This window comes from Amycolatopsis stemonae (assembly GCF_054781455.1).
The window spans coordinates 177,009-190,340 of the sequence record NZ_BAAGUJ010000016.1 but is presented as its reverse complement, the minus strand read 5'-3'; the positions used below and the strand labels follow the sequence as shown (position 1 = coordinate 190,340).

Genomic DNA, 13,332 nt, shown 5'->3' with positions numbered 1-13,332 from the left:
CATCCACCGACGCCGAACCACCGGAGACACCACCATGGAAGCACTCCGCGCCCTCAAACGACGCCTCGCCCGCACCGTCTACAACACCCTCCACCACGACACCACCCAGCAACCAACCACGCTCCCCACAGCGGCTTGACATAGGAGCAACGCATGGGAGACGAGGGGCCCCCGCGCTGGTGGGGCGAGGAGGGCGCCCGTCCTCGCCCCGAACCGGCCGGGTGGTGGCCCGAGGCCGACACGCTCCACTGGGTCCGGCGCGACGACGACGGCGACGACCAGCCGCGGCGCACCGCGGTGAGGTTGTCCCGCCCTGACCCCCACGCGCTCGACCGCGCCCGGCCCGCCTGAACGTCCGCCTCCCGGACGCCACGACTAGCCGCGGCGCACCGCGTCGAGGTACTCGGAAATCGCGTCGCGGTTGCGCAGCAGGCATTCCGCCCGGCGGGTCATGCGGTCGCGCTGGTCCTCCAGGGTCGCGATCATCTCCGGGGTCGCGTCCGGGAAGTGGATCGTGCGGGGCTTGTCGAGGCACGGCAGGATCTGTTTGATGATCCGCGTGGGCAGCCCGGCGTCGAGCAGCCCGCGGACCTGGAGGACGCGGTCGACCGCCGGCTCGTCGTACGCGCGGTAGCCGTTCGCCCCGCGCGCGGCGATGATCAGCCCCTGCTCCTCGTAGTAGCGCAGCAGCCGGCGGGACGTGCCGGTGCGCTCCGCGAGCTCCCCGATGCGCATGTGCGCCACCTCACGTAGACCTTCACACGTATGTGAGGGTTTCAGCATAGCGCCATGACGATCTCCAGCACCCGGACGGCGACCCCCGCCCTGCTCGCGCTCACCACCGCCGCGTTCGTCACCGTGCTCACCGAGGCGCTGCCCGCCGGCGTGCTGCCCGGCATGAGCGCCGGCCTCGGCGTCGGCGAACCCGCCGCGGGCCAGGCCGTGACGGTCTACGCGCTCGGCACGGCCCTCACCGCGATCCCCCTCTCGACGGCGACCGCGGCCTGGCGCCGCAAGCGCTTGCTGCTCACCGGGGTGGCCGGGTTCGCCGTCGCCAACACCGTGACGGCGCTGTCCGCGGACTACGCGCTCACCATGGTGGCCCGGTTCGTCGCCGGCGTGGCCGCGGGCGTCGTCTGGGCGCTGCTGGCCGGGTACGCGCGGCGCCTCGCGCCGCCGGGAAGCCAGGGCCGGGCCACCGCGGTCGTGATGGCGGGCATCCCGCTCGCGCTGTCGCTCGGCATCCCGGCCGGGACGTTCCTCGGCGGCCTGCTCGGCTGGCGTTCGACGTTCGGCGTCATGTCCGCGATCGCCGTCGTGCTGCTGGCCTGGATCGCCGCGAAGGTCCCCGACCACCCGGGGCGGCCGGGCGGCCGCACGCCGGTCCTCAAGACGCTCGCCGTGCCGGGTGTGCTGCCCGTCCTGGCCGTGACGCTCGTGTTCGTCCTGGCGCACACGGTCCTCTACACCTACGTCGCCGCGTTCCTGGCGCACGCCGGGATGGGCGACGCGGTGGACGTCGTGCTGCTGGTGTTCGGCGTCGCGTCGATGGCCGGGATCTGGGCCGTCGGCGCCCGCATCGACCGGGCGCTGCGCACGCTGACCGTCCTCAGCACGGTCCTGGTCGCCGTCGCCGCGACGCTCTTGGCCACCGCGGCGACCAGCCCTGTCCTGGTCTACACCGCCGTGGCGCTGTGGGGACTCGGCTGGGGCGGCGTCCCGACGCTGCTGCAGACCGCGGCCGGCAACGCGGGCGGAGAGGCGGCGGACAACGCGCAGGCCATGCTCGTGACGCTCTGGAACGCGGCGATGGCCGCGGGCGGGGTGGCCGGCGGCGTCCTGCTCGACGCCGCCGGCCCGGAGTCCTTCCCCTGGACGCTCCTGGCGCTCCTGCTGCCGGTGCTCGCCGTGGTGCTCGGCGCGCGGCGGCACGGGTTCCCCCGGGCATCCTGAGTGGACGAAGGGCCCGGACGGGTTCGCGCCCGGGCCCTCCAGCTTCTGGGGAAGAGCAGAGTCAGCAGCGGCCGGCGATGGCGCGCAGCAGCTCCGCGTTCGTGGTGTCCCCCGACAGCTCCCAGGCGAACACGCCGCCCAGCCCCTGCGACTTCGCGTAGCCGGCCTTGGCCGACGCCGTCTCGGGGGTGTCGTAGCTCCACCACTGCGAACCGCACTTCGCGTACGCCGTACCGGCGACCTTGCCGTTGGCGGGGCAGGTCGTCTTGAGGACCTTGTAGTCCTCGACGCCCGCTTCGTAGGTACCCGGCGCCGGCCCGGTGGCGGTGCCGCCGGGCTGCTTCTGCGTCACGCCGTCCCAGCCGCGGCCGTAGAACCCGAGGCCCAGCAGCATCTTCGACGACGGCACGCCCTGGTGGCGCAGCTTCTGGATCGCCGCGTCGGCGTAGTACCCGGCGGTCGGGATGCCCGGGTAGGACCGCAGCGGCGAATGCGGCGCGGTGGGCCCGGTCGGCTGGCCGCCCGCGACGAAGTAGTCGTACGTCATCACGTTGTACCAGTCGAGGTAGCGGCTCGCCCCGGCGTAGTCGGTGGCGTCGATCTTGCCGTTCTTCGCGCCGTCGGCGGTGATCGCGGCGGTGACGAGCTGGTGCCCGAACTTCGCGCGCAGCGCCTTGACCAGCCCCGTGAACGCCTTGGGCCCGCTGGTGTCGCAGGTGTTGCCGCAGGCGTTCGGGTACTCCCAGTCGATGTCGATGCCGTCGAAGACGCCCGCCCAGCGCGGGTCGTTGACCAGGTCGTAGCAGGACTGCGCGAACGCCTCGGGGTTCTTGGCCGCCTCGGGGAAGCCGGCCGACCAGGTCCAGCCGCCGAACGACCACAGCACCTTCAGCTTCGGGTGCAGCTTCTTCAGCTCGAGGAGTTGGTTGAAGCTGCCGTGCAGGGTGCCGGTGTCGGCCTGGCCGCTGACGCTCGTGGTGGCGTCGTAGGGCATGTCGTGGTCGGCCCACGGGTCGCCGACGGCGCAGCCGCCGCCCGTCACGTTGCCGAACGCGTAGTTGATGTGGGTCAGCTTCGCGGCCGAACCGGACGTCTCGATGTCCTTGACGTGGTAGTTGCGGGCGTAGACGTCCCAGTCGGCGAAGTAGGCCATCACCTTGCCCTGGTCGTGCTGCCCGGCGTCCGCGGCCGGCGCGGCGACGGCGGCGCCGGCCAGCGCGAGCGCGCCGATCGAAAAAGCGCTGACGATGCGTTTTCTCATGCGGAGCAAAGCCTTCTCCTTCGGCGAGCGGCCGGTCGGACGCGCTGAGGCTAACAGGTCCAGACCACTGCGGACCAGAGTGAATCGTTGCGGTCAAAGGGTTTCCCGGTACCCCCGCAGCCGGGTGCGGATTCACCTCGTGGGATGATCCGCGGATGACCGAGTTCGGCTGCCGGCGCTGCTCCGGATCGGACGCCCTGACCGCGATGGCGTTCTGCACGACCCGCCTGCGCGAAACCCACCGCCTCGTCGAAAAGTCGCATTTCCGCATCACGCTGCGGAACTGTCCGGAATGCGGGCAGGCGTTCGCCGCCATCTTCACGGAGTTCGTCGACGGAACCGGTGGCGAGGACGCGCAGTACTTCGAGTTCGTCCCGCTGACGGCCGCCGAGGTGACCTCGTTGGCGGCGCAGGGATCCCGGGTGGACCTCGTGAAGCTGGGCGCGCTCGGCAGCGTCCGGCGGCGGCTCTCGTCGAGCTGGCCGACGGGCAAGGAGAAGCGGATCGCCTGGCGGACGGACGTCCTTTCGGTGCGCGAAGGCTACTGAGCGGCCAGCCGGAGGATCGCCGCAGCCGAGCGGTCGACGTCTTCCTCCGTGGTCGTCCAGTTCGACACCGAAATCCGCAGATACCGGCGACCTCGCCAGGTGGTCCCGCCGAGCCAGCACGTGCCGTCGCGCTGGACCGCCCCGACGATCGAGTCCGTCCGGTCGTCGTCCCCGAAGGACACGAGCACCTGGTTCAGCACGACGTCGTTGGCGATTTCCGCGCCGCCTTCGGCGAGGGTCCGCGCGAAGCGGCGCGCCAGCCGGCAGCAGCGGTCGACGAGTTCGGCGACGCCGTCGCGGCCCAGCTCCCGCAGCGCCGCCCAGACCGCGAAGCCGCGGGCGCGGCGTGACGACTCGAGCGTGAGGTCGCCCATTCCGGACACCTCGCCGGCGCCGGTCAGGTAGGCCGCGCGGTAGGCGATCGCTTCGGCGTGGACCTCGGGACGCGCGCAGAACACGAACCCGGAGTCGTAGGGGACGTTCAGCCACTTGTGGCCGTCGCACGCCCACGAGTCGGCCAGCTCGACGCCGTCCAGCAACGCGGCGGTCCTGGGGCTGGCCGCGGCCCAGAGGCCGAAGGCGCCGTCGACGTGGAGCCAGGCGCGGCCGGCGACCTCGCGAGCGGCGCGGAGGTCGTCGCACGCGCCGGTGTTCACGTTCCCCGCCTGGAGGCAGACGATCGCCGGCCCGCTCCCCGCGGCGAGCACGCGGCCGAGGTCGCCGACGTCGATCGCGCCGTCCGGGCGGGCGCGCACCGGCTCGACGGCCCGGGTGCCGAAGCCCAGCAGCCGCAACGCGCGGTCGACCGTGGCGTGCCGCTCCTCGCTCGCGACGACACGGACGCGCGGGGCGCCGCCGAGCCCGTCGCGCTCGACGTCCCAGCCGGCTTCGGCGAGGACGTGGTGCCGGGCGGCGGCCAGCCCGACGGTGTTCGCCGCCTGCCCGCCGGTGACGAAGCCGGCGGACGCGCCGGCCGGGATGCCGAGCAGCTCCTTCAGCCAGGTCCCGGCGACGTCTTCGGCGGCGGCCGCGGCCGGCGACAGGACGGCGTTGAACGCGTTCTGGTCCCAGCCGGTCGCGAGCACGTCGGCGGCCTTCGCGGCGGGCAGCGCCCCGCCGACGACGAACCCGAAGAACCGCGGCCCGGCCGTGGCGACCAGACCGGGCCCGGCCGCGCGGGCGAGCTCTTCCAGCACCGCGGACGGCGGCGTCGGGTCCTTCGGGAGGTGCCCGAACGCCGCGCGCAGGGCGGCCGGGTCGACGTCCCCGGCGACGGGCCGGGCGGGCAGGCTTTCCCGGTGGCCGGCGGCCAGTTCGGCGGCCCGGGCCAGGAGGTCACGCAGTTCGTCCACGTGCCGACTCTAAGCCGGGGTGACATCCGCCGGAGCGGGAACAATCGCGGGCCGCCCGGCGTAGCGTCCTGGTATGGAGACCCCGCTGAGCACCGACCGGCTCGTGATCCGGGACTGGACGGTGGACGACGCCGAAGCCGCGTTCGAGATCTACGGCGCGGAGGACGTGACGCACTGGCTGACCCCGGCCATGGACCGCGTCGGCGACCTCGCCGCGATGCGCTCGGTGCTGCAGGCGTGGCAGGAGGTGCAGCCGAACCTGGTGCCGCCGCGCGGGCGGTGGGCGGTCGAGCGCAAGGAAGACGGCGTGGTGATCGGCGGCCTCGGCATCCGGCTGCTACCGCCGTTCGAAGAGGACCTGGAGCTGAGCTGGCAGCTCGCCCCCGGCGTTTGGGGCCAGGGGTACGCGTCGGAGGCGGCGACCGCGCTCATCGAGTGGGCGTTCACTCAGGACACCGACGAGCTGTTCGCCGTCGCAAGGCCGAACAACACCCGCGCGATCGCCGTCGCCAAGCGCCTGGGCATGCAGTGGGTCGGCGAGACGGAGAAGTACTACAACCTGCGGCTGCAGGTGTACCGGATCCGGCACACCGACCTCATCGGCTGACCGGCTCCAGCAGGAAGACGCGGATCTCGCGGTCGCCCGCCCGCTCGGCGTAGCGGTCGTAGGCCGGCCAGTAGGACGCGACGGCGTCCCACATCTCCTGACGTTCGTCGCCGGTGAGCAGCCGCCCGGTGACTTCGACGGCCCGGCCGCCGATCGCGGCCGTCGCCTTCGGCTGGGCCAGGAGGTTCGCCGACCACGCCGGGTGCGCCTCGCCACCCCAGTTCGAGCCGATCACGACGTACCCGCCGCCGCGTTCGACGTACAGCAGCGGCACCTGCCGGGGCTCACCGCTTTTGCGGCCGAGGGTCGTGAGCAGCAGCGTCCGCAGCCCGACGGCCGCGCCGACGCCGACCCGGCCGCCGCTTACCCGCAGCAGCACCCGGTCGGCGGGCACGAGCGCCCGCCCGAGCACCGCGAACGCCCTGCTCTTGCCGAACCCCGCGAAGACACCCCGCAAACCAGCCACGCGGGAACCCTAGCGGCTGACGACCGGCGCGGCTCGTCACCAGCGGGATGGGGCCGGGGGTGGCACGACCGGCGGGCGGTCGTCGCAGGTGATCGTGTTCGGGAGGAGCCAGGGGGCGAGCCAGCCGCCGTCGTTGCCGCCGAGGTCGGTCAGCGAGAACTCCGAGCCCGTCGGCGGGAAGGTGAACGAGCCGCAGTTGTTGACGCCGACCGCGCCGACGTTGCGCGCGTCGACGTTCCGGAACGACGCCGACCCCGCCGAGCGGGCGCTCAGCACGGACGTCCCGGCGCCGTCGACGCGCAGGTCCGCGAACCGCAGCCCGGTGATCGAGTACTTGTCCTTCACCGGGAAGTCGGTGACGAGCATGATCGCGTTGTAGGTGTTGTCGAGGAAGTGGTCGCCGGTCACCGAGATGTCCGCGGCGATGTCCTTCTCCAGCGCGTAGAACCAGATCGCGCCGAGCCCGATCTTCCAGTTCAGCTCGAAGGTCCCGGCGCGGACGGTCGTGTTGCCGGTGATCCGCAGCGTCCCGCCGAACGGCTCCGCGCCGAACCGCGAGCCCACCTGGATCGCGCTGCCCTCGCGGATCGGGTCGGCGACGAGGTTCGCCGAGACGACGTTGCCGACGCCGCCGTAGAGCGCGATCCCGTTGGCCAGCACCGGCGTCTGGATCGTGTTGTGGTCGAACGTGTTCCGCGCGTCCTGCGTCTTCTCCGACCACATGGCCAAGCCGTCGTCGCCGGTGTTGCGCACGAAGTTGTCCGACACCACCGAGTCCGTCACTCCCGTGTGGAAGTTCAGGCCGTCGGCGATCTGGTCGGCGATGACGTTGCCCGTGATCCGCGTGCGGGACATCGGCCCGTCGAACCACAGGCCGACCTTGGTGTGGTGCAGGTACAGCGAGTCCACAGTGGAGTCGCTGAGCGCGCCGCCGATCGCGTTGACCTGGTCGGTGTCGACGCGCTCCCGGACGTCGCCTTCGACCGCGAAGCCGGACAGGTGGACGTCGTGGCTGCCCCCGTCGGCGGCTTCCTTGCCGTAGATGCCGACGCCGTGGCCCTTGACGATCGTGTACCAGCTGCCGGCGCCGTCGATCGTGACGTCGTCGACGATGACGTGCCGGTCGACCCGGTAGGTCCCGGGCGGCAGGAAGACCTTCAAGTGCGCTCGCCGGGCGAAGGCGATGGCGCGGTCGAGGGCGTCGGCCGAGTCGCGGCGGCCGGCCGGGTCGGCGCCGAAGAGGAGCGCGTTGGCCGCGAAGGGAACCACGCGCGGCGGCGCGACGAGTTCGGAGTCGAGCAGGTCGACGACCGTCCAGGCCGCGCCCGCCGAGGCGGTGAGCCGGATCTTGGCGCCCGCCGGGTAGGACGCGCCGAGCAGGAGCCGCTGCTCGTCGTAGAAGTGGCTGGGGCGGAACGGTTTCGCGATCACCGGCGCCGGCGTGGTCGCCGCGGGCACGCACGAGCACTCGGTGATCCACCAGTCCGGGTGCAGCAGATCGGCCTGGGGGTCGTTGGTGAACGGGTACTGGTTGTACAGCCAGGAGTACTGCGACGTCAGGGTCATCCGCTGCCGGTGCGCGCCGTTCACGGTCACGTCGAGCGGCGCGGTGATCCCGCCGCCGCCCGGCGCGTCCGGGATGCTGTACCGGACGGTGATCGCGTTGGCCGCGGCCGGCAGCGTGAACTCGACGTACTGGCCGGACGTCAGCCGGACGGCTTTGCGCCCGGACGCCTCGGCGGGCAGCGTGTAGGCCGTGCGGTCCGGGCCGATCACGGTGCCGTCCGTGCGGGCGTTCTCCGCTTCTTGTTCGAGGAAGCCGACGTTCGCGCCGCGCCCGGCGACGAGCGCCGGGTCGAGCGCGGCCCGCGTCACGACAGGCCGGCCGGCGGCCGACGCGGGCGCGGCCACCGGGAACAGGGCGGCGACCGCGACGAGCACGGTGACGAGGGTGCGGCGGGCCATCGCGGACCTCGATTCTCGAGTGGAGTGCCGCGGAAGAGTAGGTCGCGGACTGGCCGTACCACAAGGTTTTGCTCGAACTTACTCCAAAATTGCATGGATCAGTTCGGAAGTTGCGCAACCCGACGTCTGGCAAAGTGAGATCATGACCGGTCCCGCCTCCGCCGCCGACGTCTTCGACGCCCTCGGCAAGGACTACGAGCACGCCTTCCGGAACCTGGCCGAGCAGCGGGCCACGATCACCGCGCTGGCCGAGCGGCTCGCGCCGGCGGCGAAGGTGCTCGACCTCGGCTCGGGCACCGGACGTCCCACGGCGGAGCTGCTGGCCGAAGCCGGTTGCGCGGTGACCGGCTACGACGTCGCGCCGAAGATGGTCGAGATCGCGCGGACCCAGGTGCCCGCCGCCCGGTTCGAGGTCGGCGACATGCGCGAGCTGTCGTTCGAAACCGGCACGTGGGACGCGATCACGGCCTTCTTCTCGATGCTGCAACTGCCCCGGCCCGACCAGGAGACGATGATCGGCCGCCTGGCGGGCTGGCTGAAGCCGGGCGGCCTGCTCGTCTTCGCGACCGTGCCCGCCGATGTGGACGGTGTCGACATCGTCTTCATGGGACACACGGTCCGCGCCAGCAGCTTCACCGCCGAGGTGCTGAGCGGGAAACTGCGCGCGGCCGGCTTGGAGATCGTCCGCGAGGAGCAGGCGGTGTTCGTGCCCGACCACTCCGGGGCCGGGCCGGAGCCGCACGTCTACCTCACCGCGCGCAGGCCTTCGTGAGTCGATCGTGGCGTCAACCCCTCACGGCGACGATCACCCGGTGGACATGAATTTTGCTCAAGTTCATGCGTGTTCCGCGCCGGGGAGCCGAGCTAAAGTGAGGAATGGGCATCGAAGCTCTGGCCAGGCCGGTACCTCGCGAGCACCGTGAGCTCGTGCGCGAGATGCTGGCCAGACTGCCGGAGTTCGCCGACCGCCTGGCCCACCTGCTCAGCACCGAAGACGAGTTCTACCGGCAAGTCGACGACGTCGCGCCCGACGAGCTGCGCCAGGTCTGCCACGCCAACCTCGAACGCGCCCTGACCGCGCTGGCCGAAGGCCGGGGCCTCGCGCTCGACGCCGCCCGCAAGACCGGGCTCGTGCAGGCGCGGCAGGGCATCCCGCTGCCCGCGGTGCTGCGCGCGTTCCGGATCGGCGGCACCTTCGTCTACGAGGCCCTCCTCGAGCTCGCCGGCCCGGACTTCCTGAACCCCACCCGGACGATCGAGATCAACTCCTACGTCTGGAAGGCGATCGACCTCTACTCCGACGCCCTGACCACGGCGTACGAAGAGGTCGCGGCCGAGCCCTCGCATGCCAACGTGCGACTGTTGGACGACCTGCTCCGCGGCCGGCTGGCGACGCAGGCCGACATGGAGGCCGCCGCCCGGGAGCTGGGCCTGCCGACCGCCGGAATGTTCGTCGCCGTGGTCACCGAGCGCGTCGAGCCGGACGAGCACGACTCGGTCGAAGCGCTGCTGCGCGCTCGCCGCTGGCGCTCGGCGTGGCGGCCGGGCGGCGAGGCGGGCCTGGTCGCGATCGACCGCGTCGAGGACGTCCGGCGGCTGCGCGAGGTGCTGGGTTCCCTGCCGGTCGCGGCCGGGATGAGCAAGCCGTTCTCGGGCTTCCCCGACGTCCCGGACGCGCTGCACCGCGCCCGGATCGCCCGCCGCTCGCTGCCGTCGGTGACCGCGGGCGTCGTCGTGTTCGGCGACTCACCGGTGACGACACTGGTCGCCGCCGCGCCGGGGATGGCCCGCGACGTCGTGCGGTCCGCGCTGACCGGCGTGCTCGCCCTGCCCGGCGCGGAGCGGAAGGTCCTGCTCGACACGCTGCTCGCCTGGTTCGCCGGCCACGGCTCGGCGAAGGAGGCCGCGGACCGGTTGTTCGTGCACCCCAACACCGTCCGCTACCGGCTGCGCCGCGTGCAGGACCTGACCAAGCGCGACCTGACCGACCCCGTCGACATCGGCGAGCTGTACGTCGCCCTCGAATCGGTGCGCCTGGATCCCGAACCCGGCGGGTGACCCCCGCGTGCGTCCGGCGCTGCCCCACCTCGGACAGGTCTCGGATGTGCGCCCACATGCCGCGATCGATTGACTTTCGATAGATTTCCAGCGATAGTCAGCGCATGTTGTCCGAAAGACGCGCCGTCGCCGCACTCCGGGTGTTCCTCGTCGTGCTGTTCGCCGTCCTCCTGGTGTTCCAGACGCTCTCACTGCCGGGCGGGATCGCGTACACGACGAGCCAGAACCCGCACGACGCGAACCTGCGCTGGCCGCTGACGATCATCGCGGTGTTCCTCGTGCTGTGCGTCCAGGTGGTGCTCGTCGCGACCTGGAAGCTGCTGACGCTGGTCAAGAAGGACCGGATCTTCACCGGCGCCTCCCTGAAGTGGGTCGACCTGATCGTCTGGGCCGTCGGTGCCGCGTGGCTGGTCTTCGCCGGCATGCTGGTGTTCGTCGGCGTCAACGCGGACGACCCGGGGATGCCGATGGTGCTGTTCCTGGTGACCGTCGGGATCACGGTGATCTGGCTGCTCATGGTCGTCATGCGCGCGCTGCTGCGCCAGGCGACCGCGCTGCGGTCCGACATGGAGGCGGTCATCTGATGTCGATCGTCGTGCGCATCGACGTCGAACTGGCCAAGCGCAAGATGAGCGTCGGGGAGTTCGCCGAGAAGGTCGGGCTGACGCCGGCCAACGTCGCGGTGCTGAAGAACGGCCGCGCCAAGGCGGTGCGCTTCAGCACCCTCGAAGCGATGTGCCGCGTGCTCGGCTGCCAGCCCGGCGACCTCCTGGAGTGGGTCGACGACTAATGCTCGCCCCGGTGGTTCCGGGCCGCGACGGCGGCCGCGGCGAACCCGTTGTCGAGCATCTCCTTCTCGTACGCCTCGACCGCCTCGAGCAGCGGCGCGCCCGAGGTCAGCCGGCCGGCGAGCAGGCCCGCGTCGAACAACGCCACGCCCGCGCTGACCCCCGCCGGCGGCATCGGGTGCGCCGCGTCGCCGACGAGCGTCACCGGGACCGGTGACCACGGTTCGGGCCGCTCGGACGTGTAGATGCTCGCGGGCACGGCGTAGGCGGGGTCGCCGAGGCGCATCAGCGCGCTCACCGACGGGTGCCAGTCGGCGTACGTCTCCGCCGCCAGTTCGATCAGGTCCGCCGGTCCGAGCCGGAAGAAGTCGTCTCCGTACCGTTCCGACGGCGCGGTCGCGCCCCACATGACGTAGTCCTCGCCCGGTGGGAACCCGAACTCGGCCGGGTCGCGCCGGAAGCGCTGTGCGGCCAGCGCGAGCCTTCTGCCGTCCGGACCGCCGACGCCGAGGAAGCCTTCGAGCGCCGCCTCCGGGGTCAGCTCCCGCGCCTCGTCGGTCAGCGGAGTGCGGCCGTAGATCAGCCGGGCGTCGTCGACGGTGATCGGGAAGTCCGGCAGCAACTGGCGCCGGATGCCCGAGCCGACGCCGTCGGCCGCGACGAGCAGGTCGCCGTCTTCGGTCGAGCCGTCGGCGAACCGGACCCGGACGGTGCCGTCGTCCCGCAGTTCGTAGCTCGCGAAGCCGGCGCCGAAGCGGGTGCAGCCGGCCAGGTCGCGCAGCATGATCCGGCGCAGCGTGAGCCGGTCGACGGTGAGCCCGGCGACGCCCGGCGGCAGCGGGATCTCGGTGAACGTCCCCAGGCCGGGCCCGGCGACGCTGACTCCGCGACCGTGCCGGCACGACGTGGCGGCGGCCTGTTCGTAGGCCTCGGCGGGCAACCACTCGCGCAGGGCCGCGTCGCCGTCGCCGTTGATGTGGATCCGGTAGCCCTGCGCGCGGGCGTCGATCGCCGCGTCCCGCTCGAAGAGCAGGACGTCGATGCCGTGCCGGCGCAGCCCGTGGGCCAGGCACGGGCCGGCCAGGCCCGCGCCACTGACGAGTACTCGCACAACTACCCCCGCAGTGAGATCGTCTCACATGATACTGTCTCGGATGCTAGCATTCCCGCCATGAAGGCTCAACCGGTCGATCCGACCGCCCTGGGGATGCTGCTCTACCGCGCCCACCGGCTGGCCCGCGCGAAGGCCAACGAGGCGGCCCGCCCGACCGGCATCGAGCTGCAGCACGCCGGCGTGCTCGCGACGGTCCGCGGCGGCGGGGTCCGCAGCCAGCGCGAACTCGGTGCCGCACTCGGCGTCGACAAGTCCACCCTGGTCCGGATCGTGGACGACCTCGAGCACCGGAACCTGGTGCGGCGCCGGCGTTCCGAGAGCGACCGCCGGGCCTACGAGATCGTGATCACCGAAGAGGGCGAGCGTCGCTTGAGCGAAGCCGACGAGCTGTTCGGCAAGGCGATGGCCGGCCTGCTGGAGGTGTTCGACGGCGCCGAGCAGCACCGGCTGCACGAGCTGCTCACCCGCTTCGTCTCCCAGGAGACCCGCTAGGCCGCGTCCGCCTCCACCAGTCTCGCCAGTTCCAGCAGCGTGCCTTCGAAGCCGGGACCGGCGGTGAGCGCCACCGTGAGCGGACCCCCGCGCCGGTCCGTGCCCACCGGGAGCGTCACCGCCGGCTCCGTCCACTGGGGACGGTCCACACCGGCCGAGACGACGACGTCCGGCCGGGTCGTGGGGCGCCGGCGGCCGCCGGCGTCGAGGTCGAGCACCACGTTGCCGTGCAACGAAAGCAGCGCCGCGACGTCGGCGACGGCGTCGCGCAGTTCGCGGTCCGCGATCGAGTCCGAATGGGCGCCGATGGCCGCGCGCGACGGCTCGCCGCCGAGCCGGGGGACGATCCGGCCGAGGTCGCCCGGGGTGCAGGCGAGCAGCCGGATGCCGGGCACGCCCGCCAGCGGGTCGGTGAGCGTGATCCCCGCGCTCGCGGCCGCCGCCACGATCCGGGCCCGCCAGCTCGCGGTGGCCGCGATGGCGACCAGCGATGGGTCCTGGAGCAAAAGGGGAATTCTCCTTTGCGGTACGGCGCGGCGGAGTGAGGATCGTCCGATGGTGGGCCCATGCCCGTTGTGCCCGGGAACAAACATGTTTGGTCGCTTGGTCCGAACGGCCGCGCACATGCGACCTTCCGGTCGCACGGGGCGGGTGTGACCGCTGGTCACACTTTGACGCGCGGCGTGGCGCGGGCCACTATCCGTCCCACTGATTACCGCCGGGTAATT

The 13,332-nt window shown here is 72.2% G+C and carries 16 protein-coding genes; 9 read left to right on the top strand and 7 right to left on the bottom strand.

All coding sequences use genetic code 11. From position 1 onward, the window contains the following. Positions 1-153 precede the first annotated feature (153 nt). Entirely contained in the window at positions 154-351 is a 198-nt protein-coding gene (locus ACYVLJ_RS39690; RefSeq protein WP_460442523.1) for a hypothetical protein, read from the top strand. Between the two features lie 24 nt (positions 352-375). Here ACYVLJ_RS39690 and ACYVLJ_RS39685 read toward each other — a convergent pair whose 3' ends face one another. Beyond that, the gene (locus ACYVLJ_RS39685; protein ID WP_460442522.1) at positions 376-735 is read right to left on the bottom strand and encodes a MerR family transcriptional regulator; all 360 of its coding nucleotides are present in this window, start codon (positions 733-735) and stop codon (positions 376-378) included. Between the two features lie 54 nt (positions 736-789). Between ACYVLJ_RS39685 and ACYVLJ_RS39680 the strand changes: the two genes are divergently transcribed. Beyond that, complete coding sequence (locus tag ACYVLJ_RS39680) at positions 790-1,953, top strand: MFS transporter (protein WP_460442521.1); 1,164 nt, start codon at positions 790-792, stop codon at positions 1,951-1,953. Between the two features lie 61 nt (positions 1,954-2,014). Here ACYVLJ_RS39680 and ACYVLJ_RS39675 read toward each other — a convergent pair whose 3' ends face one another. Beyond that, entirely contained in the window at positions 2,015-3,223 is a 1,209-nt protein-coding gene (locus ACYVLJ_RS39675; protein WP_460442520.1) for a glycoside hydrolase family 18 protein, read from the bottom strand. 146 nt (positions 3,224-3,369) lie between these two features. On the opposite strand from ACYVLJ_RS39675, the gene ACYVLJ_RS39670 reads away from it, so the two are divergent. After that, positions 3,370-3,762, top strand: a complete 393-nt coding sequence (locus ACYVLJ_RS39670) for a hypothetical protein (protein ID WP_451984317.1) — start codon at positions 3,370-3,372, stop codon at positions 3,760-3,762. On the opposite strand, the gene ACYVLJ_RS39665 is transcribed toward ACYVLJ_RS39670, so the two are convergent. Further along, entirely contained in the window at positions 3,756-5,105 is a 1,350-nt protein-coding gene (locus ACYVLJ_RS39665) for a pyridoxal phosphate-dependent decarboxylase family protein (RefSeq protein WP_460442530.1), read from the bottom strand. The genes ACYVLJ_RS39670 and ACYVLJ_RS39665 overlap by 7 nt on opposite strands. Before the next feature lie 82 nt (positions 5,106-5,187). Here ACYVLJ_RS39665 and ACYVLJ_RS39660 point away from each other — a divergent pair, with 82 nt between their 5' ends. Further along, entirely contained in the window at positions 5,188-5,721 is a 534-nt protein-coding gene (locus tag ACYVLJ_RS39660) for a GNAT family N-acetyltransferase (RefSeq protein WP_451984315.1), read from the top strand. On the opposite strand, the gene ACYVLJ_RS39655 is transcribed toward ACYVLJ_RS39660, so the two are convergent. Both ACYVLJ_RS39655 and ACYVLJ_RS39650 read right to left on the bottom strand, forming a co-directional pair. Next, a complete protein-coding gene (locus ACYVLJ_RS39655) occupies positions 5,711-6,178 on the bottom strand; it encodes a nitroreductase family deazaflavin-dependent oxidoreductase (protein ID WP_460442529.1) in 468 nt (155 codons plus the stop codon). The genes ACYVLJ_RS39660 and ACYVLJ_RS39655 overlap by 11 nt on opposite strands. Positions 6,179-6,223: 45 nt before the next feature. Next, positions 6,224-8,152 (bottom strand): glycosyl hydrolase family 28-related protein, encoded by a 1,929-nt coding sequence (locus ACYVLJ_RS39650; protein ID WP_460442519.1) that lies wholly within the window; start codon positions 8,150-8,152, stop codon positions 6,224-6,226. 142 nt (positions 8,153-8,294) lie between these two features. On the opposite strand from ACYVLJ_RS39650, the gene ACYVLJ_RS39645 reads away from it, so the two are divergent. From ACYVLJ_RS39645 to ACYVLJ_RS39630, 4 genes are all read left to right on the top strand, one after another. Next, positions 8,295-8,924, top strand: coding sequence for a class I SAM-dependent methyltransferase (locus tag ACYVLJ_RS39645; protein WP_460442518.1), 630 nt, complete (start codon positions 8,295-8,297; stop codon positions 8,922-8,924). A 104-nt stretch (positions 8,925-9,028) separates the two neighbouring features. Then, complete coding sequence (locus tag ACYVLJ_RS39640; RefSeq protein WP_460442517.1) at positions 9,029-10,210, top strand: PucR family transcriptional regulator; 1,182 nt, start codon at positions 9,029-9,031, stop codon at positions 10,208-10,210. A gap of 104 nt (positions 10,211-10,314) precedes the next feature. Then, a complete protein-coding gene (locus ACYVLJ_RS39635) occupies positions 10,315-10,794 on the top strand; it encodes a DUF2975 domain-containing protein (protein ID WP_451984305.1) in 480 nt (159 codons plus the stop codon). Beyond that, positions 10,794-11,000, top strand: a complete 207-nt coding sequence (locus ACYVLJ_RS39630; protein WP_451984303.1) for a helix-turn-helix domain-containing protein — start codon at positions 10,794-10,796, stop codon at positions 10,998-11,000. Before ACYVLJ_RS39635 ends, ACYVLJ_RS39630 begins: the two co-directional genes overlap by 1 nt. Here ACYVLJ_RS39630 and ACYVLJ_RS39625 read toward each other — a convergent pair. After that, the gene (locus ACYVLJ_RS39625; RefSeq protein WP_460442516.1) at positions 10,997-12,109 is read right to left on the bottom strand and encodes an FAD-dependent oxidoreductase; all 1,113 of its coding nucleotides are present in this window, start codon (positions 12,107-12,109) and stop codon (positions 10,997-10,999) included. The genes ACYVLJ_RS39630 and ACYVLJ_RS39625 overlap by 4 nt on opposite strands. Before the next feature lie 60 nt (positions 12,110-12,169). Between ACYVLJ_RS39625 and ACYVLJ_RS39620 the strand changes: the two genes are divergently transcribed. Further along, a complete protein-coding gene (locus ACYVLJ_RS39620; RefSeq protein WP_460442515.1) occupies positions 12,170-12,604 on the top strand; it encodes a MarR family winged helix-turn-helix transcriptional regulator in 435 nt (144 codons plus the stop codon). Here the strand turns inward: ACYVLJ_RS39620 and ACYVLJ_RS39615 are convergent. After that, on the bottom strand, positions 12,601-13,110 hold the full coding sequence (locus tag ACYVLJ_RS39615) for a hypothetical protein (RefSeq protein ID WP_451984297.1): 510 nt from the start codon (positions 13,108-13,110) through the stop codon (positions 12,601-12,603). The genes ACYVLJ_RS39620 and ACYVLJ_RS39615 overlap by 4 nt on opposite strands. Positions 13,111-13,332 lie beyond the last annotated feature (222 nt).